Source organism: Streptomyces sp. NPDC057010 (assembly GCF_042673805.1).
GTDB lineage: Bacteria > Actinomycetota > Actinomycetes > Streptomycetales > Streptomycetaceae > Streptomyces.
Genome location: NZ_JBHUSC010000084.1, coordinates 1 through 17,654 on the forward strand (window position 1 = coordinate 1; position 17,654 = coordinate 17,654).

Below are 17,654 nucleotides of genomic sequence, written 5' to 3' on the forward strand. Positions count from 1 at the left end.
ATCCGAATGTACAGGCAGCAAGGGAAACAAAAAAACTGCTCGACCGTCTGTATCCTCTCAGAAAATGCTCCAAGCTCCCGGACAGAGTGCTCCACGCACCGGCCGGGGCTCCGGCCACACTCACGCACTCACGTGCTCGCTCACGCGGCTACGACATTCACCGCTTCCGCAGGCGCCTTGATGGTCACCCGCTCCGGCCCGCCCGTGACCGAAGCCATGGAGACCGAATTGAGCATCGGGCGTACCGGTACGCTCACCGGTTCGCTTGCCGCGGCCGACTGTGCCAGCTCGGCCAGCGACAGTTCATCGCTGACTTCGCGCATCAGCTCGGACATCCGTACGTCCAACGCGTCGCAGATCGCGGAGAGCAGCTCGGAGGATGCCTCCTTCTGCCCCCGCTCCACCTCGGAGAGATAGCCGAGCGAAACTCGAGCCGACGAGGAGACTTCGCGCAGAGTACGGCCCTGGCGCTGGCGCTGCCGACGCAGCACGTCACCCAGCAGGCGACGGAGCAGAATCATCGGTGGCTCCCTCCTCTGACCGTGTAGCCGCATCCTTCACGCCCCACCGTACCGCCTCGCGCCGCGGCCGTGCGGGGAGCGATGTCGTGTTCACTCAGGGCTGTAAACATCAAATCCCCCCGTTCTGTTCCGTATCCTGCCCCCGCAGATTCTCGCGGAGTTCGCTCGAGAGCAGTTCGAGCACTGTCCGTGCACTCTCCCTACGGATTTCCGCACGGGAGCCGTTCAACCGCAGCCGGGCCGCTTTCCTGCCCCCCGGCCCCGCCACGGCGACGAAAACGGTGCCCACCGGCTGCCCGTCCTGCGGGTCCGGACCGGCCACTCCGGTGGTCGCGATGCCCCAGGTGGCGCCCATCACCCTCCGCACCCCGGCCGCCATCTCCTGCGCGACCTGCGCGTTCACCGCGCCTTCGGCCGCGAGGAGGCCGGCGTCCACCCCCAGGACCCGGTGCTTGAGCTCTGTCGCGTACGCGGTGACCGAGCCGCGGAAGGACCGGGACGCCCCCGGTACGGCCGTGAGCTCGGCGGCCACCATGCCGCCGGTCAGGGATTCCGCGACGGCGAGGGTCTGGTCACTCTCCGCGAGCAGCCGCAGCACGGCTTCGGCCGCCCCCGCGGCTTCCGCTGCCCCCGCTTCACCTTCAGACACCCGAAGAATCCCCCGCCGCGTATGTCACGTCGCGGCCCGCTCGGCCGCGAGGCCCTTGCGGCGCAGTACGACTGCCTGCCGGATGTAGTCCAAACCGGTGAGCACGGTCAGCACGACGGCGAGCGCCATCACCCAGAAGCGCAAGGTCGCCAGCGGGCCGGTGAGCGCGAGCACGTACATGCCCACGGCGGTGCCCTGCGCCAGGGTCTTCATCTTGCCGCCGCGGCTGGCCGGAATCACTCCGTACCGGATCACCCAGAAGCGCAGGAGCGTGATCCCGAGCTCCCGCCCGAGGATCACCCCGGTCACCCACCAGGGCAGGTCCCCCAGCCAGGAGAGGCAGATCAGGGCGGAGCCCATGATCGCCTTGTCGGCGATGGGGTCGGCGATCTTGCCGAAGTCCGTGACCAGGTTGTACGTCCGGGCCAGGTGCCCGTCGAAGATGTCCGTGATCATGGCGACGGCGAAGGCCGCCCAGGCCCACGCCCGCCAGGCCGGGTCGTAGCCGCCCTGGGCGAGCAGCAGGAAGACGAATCCCGGCACCAGGACGAGCCGGATCATCGTCAGGATGTTGGCGATGTTCCACAGGCTGGCCTGATTGACGGCCGCGGCTCCCAGCTTCGCGCCGGGCGCGGGCCGGCGGCCGGTCCCGCCCGCCGCAGATGCCGGGACTCCGGTCATCCGGCCGCCTCCTCAAGGTCCATGCCCAGGGGCTCGGCCACCAGGTCCACACCCAGGGAGCCGACCACCTTGGCCGTGACGATACGCCCGGGGACGAGCCCCGTGCCGTCGGTGAAGACGACCTGTCCGTCGGTCTCGGGGGCCTGGTGGGCGGCGCGCCCGTAGGCGCCCTCGCCGTCCTCCGCCTCGTCCAGCGGGACGACCGTCTCGACGAGTACCTCCAGGGTCTCCCCGATCCGCTCCTCCGCGCGCTGCGAGGTGAGCTCCTCGGCGAGCCGCTGCATGTGGGCGAGGCGCTCGGCGATGGTGTCCTCGTCGAGCTTGTCCTCGTAGCCGGCGGCCTCGGTGCCGTCCTCGTCGGAGTAGCCGAAGACGCCGATGGCGTCGAGGCGCGCGTTCGTGAGGAAGCGCTCCAGCTCGGCGAAGTCCGATTCCTTCTCGCCGGGGAAGCCGACGATGAAGTTGGACCGGACACCGGCCTGCGGGGCCTTGCTCCGGATGGTGTCCAGCAGCTCCAGGAACCGGTCGGTGTCACCGAAGCGGCGCATGGCGCGCAGCACGTCGGGGGCCGAGTGCTGGAAGGACAGGTCGAAGTACGGGACGACCTTGGGGGTCGAGGTCAGTACGTCGATCAGACCGGGCCGCATCTCGGCGGGCTGGAGGTAGCTGACGCGGACGCGCTCGATGCCGTCCACCGCCGCCAGCTCGGGCAGCAGGGTCTCCAGCAGGCGGATGTCGCCGAGGTCCTTGCCGTACGAGGTGTTGTTCTCGGAGACCAGCATGATCTCCTTGACGCCCTGCTCGGCGAGCCAGCGGGTCTCGCCCAGCACGTCGCTCGGGCGGCGGGAGATGAAGGAGCCGCGGAAGGACGGGATGGCACAGAAGGAGCAGCGCCGGTCGCAGCCGGAGGCCAGCTTGACCGAGGCCACCGGGCTCTTGTCGAGGCGGCGGCGCAGGGGCGCGCGCGGCCCGGAAGCGGGCGCGAGCCCGTCCGGCAGGTCGGCGGGGGCCTCGGCAGGCTCCTCGGCGGCGGTCTGGGCGTGGCCGGGCAGGGCCACCTCGGCGGTCTGCCGCTCGGCCGGGCTGATCGGCAGCAGCTTGCGCCGGTCGCGCGGGGTGTGGGCCTCCACGCTGCCGCCGCTGAGGATGGTCTGGAGGCGGTTGGAGATGTCGGCGTAGTCGTCGAAACCGAGGACTCCGTCGGCCTCGGGGAGCGCTTCGGCGAGTTCCTTGCCGTAGCGCTCGGCCATACAGCCGACGGCGACGACGGCCTGGGTCTTGCCGTGATCCTTCAGATCATTGGCTTCCAGCAGGGCGTCTACGGAGTCCTTCTTGGCGGCTTCGACGAAGCCACAGGTGTTGACGACGGCTACGTCCGCATCGGCGGCGTCCTCGACGAGCTCCCAGCCATCCGCCGCCAAGCGGCCTGCGAGCTCCTCCGAGTCCACCTCGTTACGGGCGCAGCCAAGAGTGACAAGGGCGACGGTACGGCGTTCGGGCATGGACTCAAGACTACTTCGTCCCGGCGCCGGCCCCCGCCCCAAGTCCCCCCACAGCAAGATCCCCGGGGCCGGCGGCAGATGCCGCGCGGCGCACCGGGGATCCGGATTCAAGCCTTCCGCCCTAGGGCGGCCCCGCCTCAGCCCGCCTGGGGCTGGTTCTGGAGGGGGTCTTCCCTGGTGTAGGTGAGACGTTCCACCTGACCCGGCTGGAAGTCGTCCTTGATCTCCTTGCCGTTCACGAAGAGCTTCACGGCGCCGGCGTCGCCGAGCACGAGGTCGACGGACTCCTTGTCGGTGAAGGTCTTGGACTCGCCCTGGAACAGGGTGCCGTCGAAGAGCAGCCGGCCGCTGTGGTCCTTCGCGGAGATCCAGCTCTCTCCGGTGTCGGCCGTCAGGACCACCGTGACGAGGTCCTTGGGTGCTGCCGCGATGGCACTGTCCGTGGGCTCCGGCTTCGGCGCCGGCGGGGTCTGCTGGGGCTGGGCGGCCGGCTTCCCGCCGGACTGCTTGGGGGCGGGCTTCGGGGCGGCGGAACCTTCCGCCACGGGCCGCTTGTCGTTGTCGTCGCCGCCGCTGAAGGCGGTGAAGCCCACGAAGCCGATCACGGCGACGATGGCGGCGACCATGGCGGCGGTCCAGTTGGGCCGCTGCCGCTCGGGGCGGATGCGCTCGGCATCGAACATCGGCGCGGCGGGGGTGGGTGCCGGCCGGCCGCCGTGGGCCGCGTCGTAGGCCTCGACCAGGGGTACCGGGTCGAGGTCGACGGCGCGGGCGAGCGTACGGATGTGACCGCGGGCGTAGACGTCGCCGCCGCACCGCGTGAAGTCGTCCTCTTCGATCGCGTGCACGATCGGGATGCGCACGCGGGTGGTGGAACTGACCTCGTCGACGGTGAGCCCGGCGGCGATCCGGGCCTTCTTGAGGGCCGTCCCGATGGACGGTCCTTCGACGGTACGTTCGACGAGCCGGTCCTCGGACCGGTCGTCGGTCGAAGGCCGCTCTTCTTCGGGGGAGTTGGAGTTGCCGATGGACACGTGGGCGCCTTTCGAGCGTGTAGCCACCTGCTGGATGTCCAGTCTAGGGGGGTGACGAAAGGGTGGAGCAACCGGAGGGTGCACTTCCTACGCCATCCGAATGGCTAAGGGAGGTCGCTCCGGTGCGGCGGCCCGGCGCCGTGCGCGATGCCGTGCGCGGTGTCGCCACCTTTCTTCAACTGGACGCGGGCCGAGGGGAAACGGTTGCCCGGAAAATCGCCGCGAACACGTCACGGGTGGGCCTCCCCCCGGATGACGGCCAGCACCCCGTCCAGGTCGTCCGCCTTCAGCAGGACGTCGCGGGCCTTCGAGCCCTCGCTGGGCCCCACGATCCCCCGTGACTCCATGAGGTCCATGAGCCGGCCGGCCTTGGCGAAACCCACCCGCAGCTTGCGCTGGAGCATCGAGGTGGAGCCGAACTGCGTGGAGACCACCAGCTCCGCCGCCTGGCACAGCAGGTCCAGGTCGTCGCCGATGTCCTCGTCGATCTCCTTCTTCTGCTTCTGCCCGACGGTGACGTCGTCCCGGAAGACGGGCGCCATCTGGTCCTTGCAGTGCTGGACGATCCCGGCGATCTCGTCCTCGGTGACGAAGGCGCCCTGGAGGCGGACGGGCTTGTTCGCGCCCATCGGCAGGAACAGCCCGTCGCCCTTGCCGATGAGCTTCTCGGCGCCCGGCTGGTCGAGGATGACCCGGCTGTCGGCGAGCGAGGAGGTGGCGAACGCGAGCCGCGAGGGCACGTTCGCCTTGATCAGGCCGGTGACCACGTCCACCGAGGGCCGCTGGGTGGCGAGCACGAGGTGGATGCCGGCCGCGCGGGCCAGCTGGGTGATGCGGACGATGGAGTCCTCGACGTCGCGCGGGGCCACCATCATCAGGTCGGCCAGCTCGTCGACGATCACCAGCAGGTACGGGTACGGGCTGAGCTCGCGCTCGCTGCCCGGCGGCAGTTTGATCCTGCCGTCGCGGATCGCCTGGTTGAAGTCGTCGATGTGCCGGTAGCCGAAGGCCGCCAGGTCGTCGTAGCGCAGGTCCATCTCGCGCACGACCCACTGGAGGGCCTCGGCGGCCCGCTTGGGGTTGGTGATGATCGGCGTGATCAGGTGCGGGATGCCCTCGTACGCCGTCAGCTCCACCCGCTTGGGGTCCACCAGCACCATCCGCACGTCCTCCGGAGTGGCCCGGACCATGATCGAGGTGATCAGGCAGTTGATGCAGGAGGACTTGCCGGAACCGGTGGCACCGGCCACCAGCACGTGCGGCATCTTCGCGAGGTTGGCCATGACGTAGCCGCCCTCGACGTCCTTGCCCAGCGCGACCAGCATCGGATGGTCGTCCTCGGCCGCGTCCGCCAGCCGGAGCACGTCCCCGAGGTTCACCATCTCGCGGTCGGTGTTCGGGATCTCGATGCCGACCGCCGACTTGCCCGGGATCGGACTGATGATCCGCACGTCCGGCGAGGCCACCGCGTAGGCGATGTTCTTGGTCAGCGCGGTGATCCGCTCGACCTTGACCGCCGCGCCCAGCGTGACCTCGTACCGGGTGACCGTCGGACCCCGGGTGAAACCGGTGACGTCCGCGTCGACCTTGAACTCGGTGAACACGTTGCGCAGCGAAGCGACCACCGCGTCGTTCGCGGCGCTGCGCGTCTTGCCCGGCCCGCCCTTCTCCAGCAGGTCCAGCGAAGGCAGGGAGTACGTGATGTCCCCGCGCAGCTGGAGCTGCTCGGCGCGGGGCGGCAGCGGCTGGGCCTCCGGCGGGGCCTTCGTCAGATCGGGCACCGACAGCGTCCCGGAGGCCGCGGCGGTGGTGGCGTGCGGGGGCTCGGCCGGGTCCGCGGGACCGGCCGCCGCCGCGGGGCGCTCCTCGCGGGCGGGCGGCACGGGAGCGGTGATCTCCACGCCCTCCCGCCCGACACCGATGCCCTGGGTGAGGTCGGCGACGAGGGGCGAGGGCGGCAGTCCCCCGTAGACCGCCCCGTCCAGCGAGGCGGCGACCGCCGCGGCCACGTCGACGGCGTCCATCTCGCGGTCCATGCCCGGGCGGGCGGCGGACCGGCGCGGCCTGCGCCGCCGGGCGAGGGCCTCCTCCTCGGCGGCGTCCGCCGGGTCGTCCGGGCCCGTGCCTGCTGCGGTACGGGCCCGCCACCGCTCGGGGTCGTGCCGGTCCCCCGCGGCTCCCGCCCCGTCCTGCCCGTATCCCTCGTCGTACTCGTTCGGGGCGATGATCCCGAGCTTGATGCCGAGCCGCCGCAGCCGCTGCGGGATCGCGTTGACCGGGGTCGCGGTGACCACGAGCAGCCCGAAGACCGTCAGCAGCACCAGCATGGGCACGGCCAGCGGCGCGCCCATCGTGAAGATCAGCGGCTTGGAGGCGCCCCAGCCGATGAGCCCGCCCGCGTTCTGCATCGCGGTGGTGCCCTCGTCCCGGCCGGGCGCCCCGCAGGCGATGTGGACCAGGCCCAGCACCCCGATGACGAGGGCGGACAGCCCGATGCCGATGCGGCCGTTGGCGTCGGTCTGCTCGGGGTGGCGGATGAAGCGCACCGCCATGACGCCGAGCAGGATCGGCACGAGCAGATCCAGTCGCCCGAAGGCGCCGGTGACCAGCATGGTGACCAGAGTCCCGACGGGACCGCTCAGATTCGACCAGGTTCCCGCGGCGACGATCAGCGCGAGGGCGAGCAGCAGCAGCGCCACGCCGTCCTTGCGGTGTGCGGGGTCGAGGTTCTTGGCGCCCCGGCCGATCCCGCGGAAGACCGCGCCGACCGCGTGCGCGCAGCCGAGCCACACGGCGCGCACCAGCCGCACCACGCCCCCCGTCGGGGACGGCGCGGGCTTGGCCGCGACCTTCTTGACCGGGGCGCGCTTGGCGGCCGCGGCCTTCTTCGCCGGGGGCTTGCGTGCGGGAGCCGCCTTCTTGGCCGGCGCCGCCGTACGGCCGGTGCGGCCCTTCGCGGTGCCCGCGGTGCTCTGGGAACCCTTGCCGGACGTACGTGAGGCCATGGTGCCGAGGTTACCGGTGACCACCCCGGTGGACACGCGTGCCCACCCCTTCACCCGTTCGTGTCGCCCACCGCGCACCGTCTTTGACGCCCCGCCAGACCTGACACCCCGCCAGGCGGCGTGACCCGGCGGCAGCGGAGGGGTTCAGCCCTGCGCGGGCAGCACGGCGGCGCCGCCGGCACCCGGCTCCAGCGCGTCGAGCGCCCGCCGCAGGCCGGTCAGCTTGCGTTCCAGATGGGCCGCCGTCGCCACCACCGCCGCGTCGGCGGATTCCTCGCCGAGCTGCTTGGTCAGCGCCTCGGCCTGTTCCTCCACCGCCGCGAGCCGGGCGGACAGCTCGGCCAGCAGCCCGGCCGTCTCCTTGCTGCCGTCCACGCCGTTCGTACCGCCGCCCTCCAGCTGGAGCCGCAGCAGGGCCGCCTGCTCCCGCAGCTGGCAGTTCTTCGTATACAGCTCGACGAAGACCGAGACCTTGGCCCGCAGCACCCACGGGTCGAAGGGCTTGGAGATGTAGTCCACCGCGCCCGCCGCGTAGCCGCGGAAGGTGTGGTGCGGACCGTGGTTGATCGCGGTGAGGAAGATGATCGGGATGTCCCTGGTCCGCTCCCGCCGCTTGATGTGCGCGGCCGTCTCGAACCCGTCCATGCCCGGCATCTGCACATCCAGCAGGATGACCGCGAAATCGTCCGTCAGCAGCGCCTTGAGCGCTTCCTCCCCCGACGACGCCCGGACCAGTGTCTGATCGAGCGCGGAGAGGATGGCCTCCAGCGCCAGCAGATTCTCCGGCCGGTCGTCGACCAGGAGGATCTTGGCCTTCTGCACCATGCCCTGTCCTCCTCGCCCCGGCATGGGGCCTCCCCGGCTCCTGGCTCCGGCCTGTACGCCGGGCCCCGCCCCAGAGGACGGCATCCTTGCGCCGTCCGTCCTTGTGCCGGTCATCGTAGCCCCAGTCCCGAGATCGCCACACCCTGTCACCAAGATGTCACTGTGCACGAAGCAGAAACGTGGTGGAAGAGCAGAAGGTTCCCAAAGGTTCCCTCTGCGCCGCCCGGTCACACCTCTCCGGAGCTCACTTGCCCCGCATATGCCCTTCCATGACCGACAGTAGGTAATCGGGTTCCACGGGCTTGGTCACGTAGTCCGACGCACCGGACTCGATCGCCTTCTCCCGGTCGCCCTTCATCGCCTTGGCCGTCAGCGCGATGATCGGCAGCCCCTCGAACTGCGGCATCCGCCGGATCGCCTCGGTCGTGGCGTACCCGTCCATCTCCGGCATCATGATGTCCATCAGCACCACCGCCACGTCGTCGTGCTGTTCCAGGACCTCGATGCCCTCCCGCCCGTTCTCGGCGTAGAGCACCGCAAGCCCGTGCTGCTCCAGCACGCTCGTCAGCGCGAAGACGTTGCGCACGTCGTCGTCCACGATCAGCACCCGCTCGCCGTGGAAGTCGTACGTCCGCGGCCCGGCCGGCAGCGGCTCCTCCACGCCCCACGTGTCGGCGTGCGGCTGGCCGGGCACCTCCAGCCGCGGCGCGGGTTCCGTCAGGGCCTTGCGGCGCCGCCGGAACAGCGCCGAGGACGCCCCCTGCCCGGCCGGCTCGGCGCTGCGCACCGCCGCCGCGGACGGCGGCAGTGCCGGCGGCACGGGCGCCACCGGGGCCTCCGGCAGCGCCGGCCGCATCCCGTCCGCCGCCCTGCGGTACAGCTCGCTGCGGCCGCCGCCGGGCGTCGGCGGCGCGTACCCCTGCGGGGGCAGCTCGCTCGGGTGCAGCGGCAGGTACAGCGTGAAGGTGGAGCCGCGGCCGGGCTCGCTGGCCGCGTGGATCTCCCCGCCCAGCAGCCGGGCGATCTCCCGGCTGATGGACAGCCCCAGACCCGTACCGCCGTACTTGCGGCTGGTCGTGCCGTCCGCCTGCTTGAACGCCTCGAAGATCACCAGCATCTTGCTCGCCGCGATCCCGATCCCGGTGTCGGTCACCGAGAAGGCGATCAGGTCCGCATCGGCCTCCCGCAGCGAGCCGGCCTCCAGCAACTGCTCCCGGATCGCCGTCGGCACATCGGACCCGGCCGGCCGGATCACCAGTTCCACGGCCCCGGTGTCGGTGAACTTCACCGCGTTCGACAGCAGGTTGCGCAGCACCTGCAGGAGCCGCTGCTCATCGGTGTGCAGGGTGGCCGGCAGCTCCGGGGAGACCCGTACCGAGAAGTCGAGCCCCTTCTCCGCGGTCAGCGGCCGGAAGGTCGCCTCGACGTAGTCCACGAGCTGGACCAGCGCGATCCGGGTCGGCGAGACGTCCATCTTCCCGGCCTCGACCTTCGACAGGTCGAGGATGTCGTTGATCAGCTGGAGCAGGTCCGAGCCCGCCCCGTGGATGGTCTCGGCGAACTCGACCTGCTTCGGCGACAGGTTCTCGTCCGCGTTGTCGGCGAGCAGCTTGGCCAGGATCAGCAGGGAGTTGAGCGGGGTCCGCAGCTCGTGCGACATGTTCGCCAGGAACTCGGACTTGTAGCGCATCGAGACCGCGAGCTGCTCGGCACGCTCCTCCAGGACCTGCCGGGCCTCCTCGATCTCGGTGTTCTTCACCTCGATGTCCCGGTTCTGACGGGCCAGCAGCTCGGCCTTCTCCTCCAGCTCCGCGTTGGCGGCCTGGAGGGCCTTCTGCCGGTTCTCCAGCTCGTCGGAGCGCTCGCGCAGCTGCTCGGTCATCTCCTGCGACTGCTTCAGCAGCATCTCCGTCTTGGAGTTGACGCTGATGGTGTTGACGCTCGTGCCGATCATCTCGGCGATCTGGCTGAGGAAGTCCTTCTGGATCTGCGTGAACGGGGTGAAGGACGCCAGCTCGATGACGCCGAGCACCTTCCCCTCGAAGAGCACCGGCAGCACGATCACGTGCGCCGGCGGCGCCTCGCCGAGCCCCGAGGAGATCTTCAGGTAGCCGGGCGGAGTGTTCTCGACCAGGATCGTCCGCTTCTCCTCCGCCACGGTCCCGATCAGCCCCTCCCCCGGCCGGAAGGAGGTGGGCATCTGGCCGCCGGCGTACGCGTAACTCCCGCGCATCCGCAGCTCGTACGAGCCCTCCGCGCCGCCGTCCGTTCCGATCTCGGTGGTGCCGCCGGCCGGCAGCGCCAGGAAGAACGCGCCGTGCTGCGCCGAGACCACCGGGGTCAGCTCGCTCATGATCAGCGAGGCCACGTCGTCGAGTTCGCGGCGACCCTGCATCAGGGCGGAGATCCGGGCGAGGTTGCCCTTGAGCCAGTCCTGTTCCTTGTTGGCCAGGGTGGTGTCGCGCAGGTTGACGATCATCGTGTTGATGTTGTCCTGGAGGACCTGGATCTCGCCCGCCGCGTCCACGTCGACCTTCAGGCTCAGGTCGCCGCGGGTCACCGCGGTGGCCACGGCCGCGATCGCGCGCACCTGCCGGGTGAGGTTGCCGGCCATCTCGTTCACGGACTCGGTCAGGTCCCGCCAGGTGCCGTCGACGTCCCGGACGCGGGCCTGGCCGCCCAGGATGCCCTCCGTACCCACCTCGCGGGCCACCCGGGTCACCTGGTCCGCGAAGGACGACAGCTGGTCGACCATCGTGTTGATGGTCGTCTTCAGCTCCAGGATCTCGCCCCGGGCGTCGATGTCGATCTTCTTGGTCATGTCGCCCTTGGCGATGGCGGTCGTGACCATGGCGATCTGCCGCACCTGGCCGGTGAGGTTGGAGGCCATGAAGTTCACCGAGTCGGTGAGGTCCTTCCAGGTCCCCGAGACACCGGGCACGTGCGCCTGGCCTCCGAGGCGGCCCTCGGTACCCACCTCGCGGGCCACGCGCGTGACCTCGTCGGCGAACGAGGACAGCGTCTTCACCATCGTGTTGACGGTGTCGGCGAGCTGCGCGACCTCGCCGCGCGCCTCGACGGTGACCTTCTTCGTCAGGTCGCCGTTGGCGACCGCCGAGGAGACCTGGGAGATGTTGCGCACCTGCGAGGTCAGGTTGTTCGCCATCAGGTTGACGTTGTCGGTGAGGTCCTTCCAGATGCCGGTGACCCCGCGCACCCGGGCCTGGCCGCCCAGGATGCCCTCGGAACCCACCTCGCGGGCCACCCGGGTCACCTGCTCGGCGAAGGAGGACAGCTGGTCGACCATCGTGTTCACGGTGGTGACGAGTTCGAGGATCTCGCCCTTCGCGTCGACCGTGATCTTCTTCGACAGGTCGCCCGTCGCGACCGCCGTCGTCACCTCGGCGATGTTGCGCACCTGGGACGTCAGGTTGTTCGCCATGAAGTTGACGGACTGGGTGAGGTCCTTCCAGGTGCCCGAGACGCCCTTGACCTCCGCCTGGCCGCCCAGGATGCCCTCGGTGCCCACCTCGCGGGCCACCCGCGTGACCTGCTCCGCGAAGTTCGACAGCTGGTCGACCATCGTGTTGAGGGTGTTCTTCAGCTCCAGGATCTCGCCGCGCGCGTCCACGTCGATCTTCTGCGAGAGGTCACCGCGCGCCACCGCCGTCGCGACCTGGGCGATGTTGCGCACCTGCGAGGTCAGGTTCCCGGCCATGCCGTTCACGGAGTCCGTGAGGTCACGCCAGACGCCGGCCACCCCGGGCACCTGCGCCTGACCGCCGAGCCGGCCCTCCGTACCCACGTCCCGGGCCACCCGGGTCACCTGCTCCGCGAAGGCGGAGAGCTGGTCGACCATCGTGTTGATGGTGTTCTTCAGCTCCAGGATCTCGCCGCGCGCGTCCACGTCGATCTTCTGGGAGAGGTCACCGCGCGCCACCGCCGTGGTCACCTGCGCGATCTGCCGCACCTGGGAGGTCAGGTTGCCGGCCATGAAGTTGACCGAGTCGGTCAGCTCCTTCCAGGTGCCGGACACCCCCTCCACCCGCGCCTGACCGCCGAGCCGGCCCTCCGTGCCCACGTCCCGCGCCATCCGCGTGACCTGGTCGGCGAAGGAGGACAGCTGGTCCACCATCGTGTTGACGGTGTTCTTCAGCTGGAGCATCTCGCCGGAGACGTCCACGGTGACCTTCTGCGACAGGTCGCCGTTCGCGACGGCCGTCGTCACCTGCGCGATGTTGCGGACCTGGCCGGTGAGGTTGCGGAAGGCCGTGTTCACCGAATCGGTGAGGTCCTTCCACGTACCCGCGGCCCCGGGAACCTGCGCCTGACCGCCCAGCTCACCCTCGACGCCGACCTCACGGGCCACTCGCGTCACTTCCGCACCGAAGGACTGGAGCTGGTCCACCATCGTGTTGACGGTGTTCTTCAGCTCCAGCATCTCGCCGGCCACATCGACGGTGACCTTCTGCGACAGGTCGCCGTTGGCCACCGCCGTCGTCACCTGCGCGATGTCCCGCACCTGCGTCGTGAGGTTGCGGAAGACCGTGTTCACCGAATCGGTGAGGTCCTTCCACGTACCCGCGGCCCCCGGCACCTGCGCCTGACCGCCCAGCAGGCCCTTGGCGCCCACCTCGCTGGCCACACGCGTGACCTCGTCCGCGAAGGTCCGCAGGGTTTCGGTCATCTGGTTGATCGTTTCGGCCAGCTGCGCGACCTCGCCGCGCGCGCTCACCCGTACCTTCTGCGACAGGTCACCGTTCGCGACGGCCGTCGTGACCTGCGCGATCCCGCGCACCTGGGCCGTCAGGTTGCCGGCCATGGTGTTGACGGAATCGGTCAGGTCCTTCCACACACCCGCGACCCCGGGCACCTTCGCCTGGCCGCCCAGCTCACCCTCCGTACCCACCTCGCGGGCCACGCGGGTCACCTCGGAGGAGAAGGAGGACAGCTGGTCCACCATGGTGTTCACGGTGTTCTTCAGCTGGAGCATCTCGCCGGCCACGTGCACCGTGACCTTGCGGGACAGATCGCCCTTCGCGACCGCGGTCGTCACGAGAGCGATATCACGCACCTGAGCGGTGAGCCGGTACGCCATCGTGTTGACGGAGTCGGTCAGATCCTTCCAGGAACCGGACATTCCGCGCACCTGGGCCTGACCGCCGAGTTTGCCCTCGGTGCCCACTTCCAGCGCCACGCGCGTCACCTCGTCGGTGAACGCGGACAGCTGGTCGACCAGGTTGTTGACCGTACGCCCGACCTTCAGGAACTCCCCGCGCAGCGGATGCCCGACCCCGTCGGGCGCCTGCGTCCGCAGGTCCATCCGCTGGTCCAGATCACCCTCGGCCACCGCCGACAGTACCCGGCCCACCTCGGACACCGGCCGGGCGAGGTCGTCCACGAGCTGGTTCGAGGCGTCGATCGCGGCCGCCCAGGAACCCTCGCAGGCACCCGTTTCCAGCCGTTCGCTCAGCTTGCCCTCACGGCCCACCATCCGCCGGACCCGGGACAGCTCCCCGGTCAGGTGGAGGTTGCGGTCGGCGACCTCGTTGTAGACGGCGGCGATCTCCGCCATCACGCCCTCGCCGGACACCGTCAGCCGCTTGCGGAAATTGCCGTCCCGCATCGACACCAGGGCCGTGAGCAGCCTGTTCAGTGCCGCGGTATCGACCTCCGTCGTGCCGCCGCGCCGGGACCGTCCGCCCTTGGGGCGCGTTCCCGTACGCCGCACCGCTGCGCCAGACTCCACCGTGTCCCTCCCGAAAGGGTCGACCGCTGTTCCACCGGACACCTGACTCTTCTCAAGCCGGCTCTACAAGCCTGCCCAGTGTTTCACCCTGGCCGAACCCGGCCATAACACTTCGGCACCATCGCATACCCGCCGTACCCTGCGGGTGGATTCCCGGACGACGGCACCATGCCGACCGCGAAGGTAAGTAACCTGGCACCCGATGTCCAACCGCGTCGAAGGAGACTCGTGATCACGGCACGGGCGGCTGCCAGTTTCGACCCCCTCGGGCGTTCGGTCGCCGCCGCCCGCGCGTTCGTCCGCGACACCCTGCAGGGCTGGGGCTTCGCGGACATCGTCGACGACGCGGTGGTCCTGACCAGCGAGCTCGTCACCAATGCCGTGGTCCACGCCGGAACCCGCGCCGAGGTCCTGTGCCTGCGCGCCGAGGACGGCGTACGGGTCGAGGTCGCCGACCGGTACCCGGAGCGCGAGCTCCCGCTCCAGCACCCCGGCGAGCGCCCGTACGCCGACCCCGACCGCGAGAGCGGCCGCGGCCTGATGCTCTGCGCGGCCCTCGCCACCCGCTGGGGCGTCGAGTACACGGCCACACACAAGCACGTGTGGTTCCGCCTCGACCTCCCGGACCGTCCGGTCGGTACCCGCTCCGCGGGCCCCGTCGTGCCCGACCAGATGCTCCCCCTCGCCGACAGCCGGGTCCGCGTCGCCGTCCTCCAGATCGACTCGGCCGACGCGATCTCCGCCTGGAACGAGGACGCCGAGCACGTCTTCGGCTACACCGCCGAGAAGGTCATCGGCCGCCCGCTCGCCGAGCTGGCAGCCTGGCCGCAGACCCCCGGCACCGGGACCGGCATCGCCGAGGCCCTGCGCCTGTCCCGCTGGGAGGGCAGCTACGGCATCCGCGGCGCGGACGGCCGGGTGATCCCCGTTTACGCCTCGCACCTGCGGGTACGCGATGCCCACGGGGAGCCCTCCATCGTCTGTCTCCTCGTCCACGACGACGAGCGCGCCCTGCTCCAAAGCCCCGTACGCATCCCCACGACCGACAGCGCCCACCTGACCGAATCCCGCCCGGACCCCTTCGAGGTCTTCATCGGCTCCCCGGCGCCCGATGACCTCGACGGCCTGCTCCAGCGCACCGTCGAACGGGCCCGCGACCTCCTCGACGCCGACTCCGCCTTCCTGCTGCTGGCCACCGACGACGAGACCGAGCTGGAGGTCCGCGCCACCACCGGCCTGCCGTCCACCCGCCAGCGCTTCGCCCGCGTACCGGTCGAGGCCGGCACCAACCGGTACGGCTCGGCCCGCATGCCCGCCGTCCACGACGACCTCACCGCCGTTCCCGGAGCCGTTCCGCTCCTGGAGTCCACCGGCATGCGCTCCGCGGTCACCGTCCCGCTCAAGGTCGAGGGCCGGCTCACCGGCTCCCTCGGCGTCGCCGCGGAGGTGCCCGGCCGCTACTCGAACGCGGAGGCCCTGCGCCTCCAGTTCGCCGCCGACCGCATCGCCCTCGCCGTCGAGTCCGCCCGCCTCGGCGAGCTGGAACGCCTGCGCCGCGGCTCCCTCTCCTTCCTCGTCGAGGCCTCCGACCTGCTGGCCGGCACCCTCGACCGGGACCAGACCCTGGCCCTCATGGCCCAGATGACCGTCCCCACCCTGGCCACGTGGTGCGCCGTGTACACGATCGCCGACCAGGCCTCCGACCCGTACCTCTCCTACGTCCTCCACGAGGACGAGGAGCGTATCGACGGTCTCAAGGCCCTCCTCTCCCGAGTCAGCCCGCCCGAACCGGTCCGCGAGGCGGGCGCCCGCCCCTGGCCGGAGACCGCCCTCGCGGTCGGCGGCGAGACCGTCGTCCTGCCCCTGCTGGCCCGCAACCGCGTGATCGGCCTGCTCGTCCTGGGCAAGCCGAGCGAGGAGCACTTCCGCCAGGAGATCCTCGAACTCGCCGAGGACCTCTCGCGCCGGGCCGCCCTCGCCCTCGACAACGCCCGCCTCTACTCGGAGCGCACCGCGATCAGCCGCTCCCTCCAGCGCAGCCTGCTACCGCCCGGCTCCCCCGCGATCCCGGGCATGGAGGTCGAGGTCATCTACCGGGCGGCCGGCGAGGGCAACGAGGTGGGCGGTGACTTCTACGACGTCTTCCCGATCCGCGACGGCGCGTACGGCTTCGCCATCGGCGACGTCTGCGGTACGGGTCCGGAAGCCGCCGCGGTCACCGGTCTCGCCCGGCACGCACTGCGCCTCCTGGCCCGCGAGGGCCTCGGCGGCCCGGCGGTCCTGGAGCGTCTGAACGCGGCCATCCTCGACGAGGGCGCCCGCAGCCGCTTCCTGACCCTCCTCTACGGGGAGCTCCACCCCCAGCCCGACGGCGGCGCCCTGATGAAGGTCGTCTGCGCCGGCCACCCGCTCCCGCTCCGCCTGCGCCCGAACGGCGAGGTCACCCCGGCCGCGGAACCCCAGCCCCTGCTCGGCGTGCTCGAGGACCTGGAGCTCTACGAGCAGACGCTGACCCTCGAACCCGGCGATGTCCTGCTGTGCGTCACGGACGGCGTGACCGAACGCCGCGAGGGCACCCGCATGCTCGGCGACGACGGCCTGACCGAGGTGCTCACGACGTGCACAGGCCTCACCGCCGGCGCGGTCGCCTCCCGCGTCCTGCGCGCCGTGGAACGCTTCGCGGCGGAACCCGCCTCGGACGACATGGCCATCCTCGCCTTCCGGGTACCGCACCAGCGCGAGGGCGACTGACCGCCGGGCGGTCACCGGTGCGGGAGGCGGCCTGCTACGGGCGGCGGGTGAGCACGATGCCGAGTACGTCGCGCACGTAGTTCTCGAGGAATCCCGGGAGCCACACTTCATCCGCCATGGCGGCGAACACCTTCTCGATCCGCTCGTCCACGCCATCGGTGAGCACGACGATCCGCCAGGTGTTGGTGGGCCGCTCGTCCGTGCCGGCGACCCCGTGCTGCACATGGAAGAGCGGCTGCCCGGTGTCGGCGATCAGGGTGTTGCCCTGGGTGTCGGGGAACTCGGCCCGGCCGATGAAGGTGACGAGCTGCCGCTCGTGGTTCAGCGAGACCTCCTCGAGCACCAGCCCGTACTCCGAGGGCTCGAGCCACAGCCGCTGCTGCGACTGCCGCACGAACTCGTCCCCGAGCTCTCCGCCCTCCTGACCCGGCACCCAGGCAGCAGCGGTGCCTTCCTTGACCACGTACGGGATGAAGGCACCGGGGTTGCCGGCCTTCCGCACCTCCATGTCCCAGATCATCGCCCTGGTGAAGGCCGGCGGCTCCTCGGCGTCATAGTGCTCGGCCACCACCCGGTTCACGTCGACCGGCGGCAGCTCCACCTGCGTGTACCGCTCGTTGTTCCACGCACTCTCGAATTCAGCCTCGGCCTGCGTCAGCTGCTGCATCGACTGTTTCCCCATTCCCCATGACGTCAGACGTCGCGCCGAGCAAGATCCTAAAACGCACAAAGGCCCCCGCCTAATGGCGGGGGCCTTCTTTGTTGGAGCCCTTTAACGGAATCGAACCGTTGACCTTCTCCTTACCATGGAGACGCTCTACCGACTGAGCTAAAAGGGCGGGTTGTTCGGCGGCGTCCTACTCTCCCACAGGGTCCCCCCTGCAGTACCATCGGCGCTGAAAGGCTTAGCTTCCGGGTTCGGAATGTAACCGGGCGT

General features: G+C 70.4%; 10 protein-coding genes, 1 tRNA gene and 1 rRNA gene. 1 reads left to right on the forward strand and 11 read right to left on the reverse strand.

The window, feature by feature from the left end:
• Positions 1–140 precede the first annotated feature (140 nt).
• The 8 genes from ACFTXQ_RS34830 to ACFTXQ_RS34865 all read right to left on the reverse strand — a co-directional run bounded on the left by ACFTXQ_RS34830 (position 141) and on the right by ACFTXQ_RS34865 (position 13,966).
• The gene (locus ACFTXQ_RS34830; RefSeq protein WP_030012484.1) at positions 141–521 is read right to left on the reverse strand and encodes a helix-turn-helix domain-containing protein; all 381 of its coding nucleotides are present in this window, start codon (positions 519–521) and stop codon (positions 141–143) included.
• A 109-nt stretch (positions 522–630) separates the two neighbouring features.
• Entirely contained in the window at positions 631–1,170 is a 540-nt protein-coding gene (locus tag ACFTXQ_RS34835; RefSeq protein WP_382649144.1) for a CinA family protein, read from the reverse strand.
• Between the two features lie 24 nt (positions 1,171–1,194).
• Positions 1,195–1,851 (reverse strand): CDP-diacylglycerol--glycerol-3-phosphate 3-phosphatidyltransferase, encoded by a 657-nt coding sequence (gene pgsA, locus ACFTXQ_RS34840; protein ID WP_382649147.1) that lies wholly within the window; start codon positions 1,849–1,851, stop codon positions 1,195–1,197.
• The gene (gene rimO / locus ACFTXQ_RS34845; RefSeq protein ID WP_382649150.1) at positions 1,848–3,353 is read right to left on the reverse strand and encodes a 30S ribosomal protein S12 methylthiotransferase RimO; all 1,506 of its coding nucleotides are present in this window, start codon (positions 3,351–3,353) and stop codon (positions 1,848–1,850) included. Before rimO ends, pgsA begins: the two co-directional genes overlap by 4 nt.
• A gap of 137 nt (positions 3,354–3,490) precedes the next feature.
• Positions 3,491–4,387: a helix-turn-helix domain-containing protein gene (locus tag ACFTXQ_RS34850; protein ID WP_382649152.1), complete on the reverse strand. Its 897-nt coding sequence runs from the start codon at positions 4,385–4,387 to the stop codon at positions 3,491–3,493.
• Positions 4,388–4,617: 230 nt separating this feature from the next.
• Positions 4,618–7,392 carry a DNA translocase FtsK gene (locus ACFTXQ_RS34855; RefSeq protein ID WP_382649155.1) on the reverse strand — a complete coding sequence of 925 codons (2,775 nt, stop codon included), beginning with the start codon at positions 7,390–7,392 and terminating at the stop codon, positions 4,618–4,620.
• Between the two features lie 144 nt (positions 7,393–7,536).
• Entirely contained in the window at positions 7,537–8,217 is a 681-nt protein-coding gene (locus tag ACFTXQ_RS34860) for a two-component system response regulator (RefSeq protein ID WP_382649157.1), read from the reverse strand.
• Positions 8,218–8,461: 244 nt separating this feature from the next.
• Positions 8,462–13,966 carry a HAMP domain-containing protein gene (locus ACFTXQ_RS34865; protein WP_382649160.1) on the reverse strand — a complete coding sequence of 1,835 codons (5,505 nt, stop codon included), beginning with the start codon at positions 13,964–13,966 and terminating at the stop codon, positions 8,462–8,464.
• A gap of 168 nt (positions 13,967–14,134) precedes the next feature.
• Here ACFTXQ_RS34865 and ACFTXQ_RS34870 point away from each other — a divergent pair, with 168 nt between their 5' ends.
• Positions 14,135–16,717, forward strand: coding sequence for a SpoIIE family protein phosphatase (locus ACFTXQ_RS34870; RefSeq protein WP_382649163.1), 2,583 nt, complete (start codon positions 14,135–14,137; stop codon positions 16,715–16,717).
• 34 nt (positions 16,718–16,751) lie between these two features.
• Here the strand turns inward: ACFTXQ_RS34870 and ACFTXQ_RS34875 are convergent, their stop codons facing one another.
• From ACFTXQ_RS34875 to rrf, 3 genes are all read right to left on the reverse strand, one after another.
• A complete protein-coding gene (locus ACFTXQ_RS34875; RefSeq protein WP_382649165.1) occupies positions 16,752–17,384 on the reverse strand; it encodes a hypothetical protein in 633 nt (210 codons plus the stop codon).
• A gap of 96 nt (positions 17,385–17,480) precedes the next feature.
• Positions 17,481–17,556, reverse strand: a tRNA-Thr gene (locus tag ACFTXQ_RS34880).
• A 5-nt stretch (positions 17,557–17,561) separates the two neighbouring features.
• Positions 17,562–17,654, reverse strand: a 5S ribosomal RNA gene (gene rrf, locus ACFTXQ_RS34885); the annotation flags it as partial.

Coding starts and splice junctions, on each gene's coding strand:
- pgsA (WP_382649147.1), bottom strand. CDS start 1,851: ATGACCGGAGTCCCGGCATCTGCGGCGGGCGGGACCGGCCGCCGGCCC.
- ACFTXQ_RS34875 (WP_382649165.1), bottom strand. CDS start 17,384: ATGCAGCAGCTGACGCAGGCCGAGGCTGAATTCGAGAGTGCGTGGAAC.
- ACFTXQ_RS34855 (WP_382649155.1), bottom strand. CDS start 7,392: ATGGCCTCACGTACGTCCGGCAAGGGTTCCCAGAGCACCGCGGGCACC.
- rimO (WP_382649150.1), bottom strand. CDS start 3,353: ATGCCCGAACGCCGTACCGTCGCCCTTGTCACTCTTGGCTGCGCCCGT.
- ACFTXQ_RS34860 (WP_382649157.1), bottom strand. CDS start 8,217: ATGGTGCAGAAGGCCAAGATCCTCCTGGTCGACGACCGGCCGGAGAAT.
- ACFTXQ_RS34870 (WP_382649163.1), top strand. CDS start 14,135: ATGCCGACCGCGAAGGTAAGTAACCTGGCACCCGATGTCCAACCGCGT.
- ACFTXQ_RS34830 (WP_030012484.1), bottom strand. CDS start 521: ATGATTCTGCTCCGTCGCCTGCTGGGTGACGTGCTGCGTCGGCAGCGC.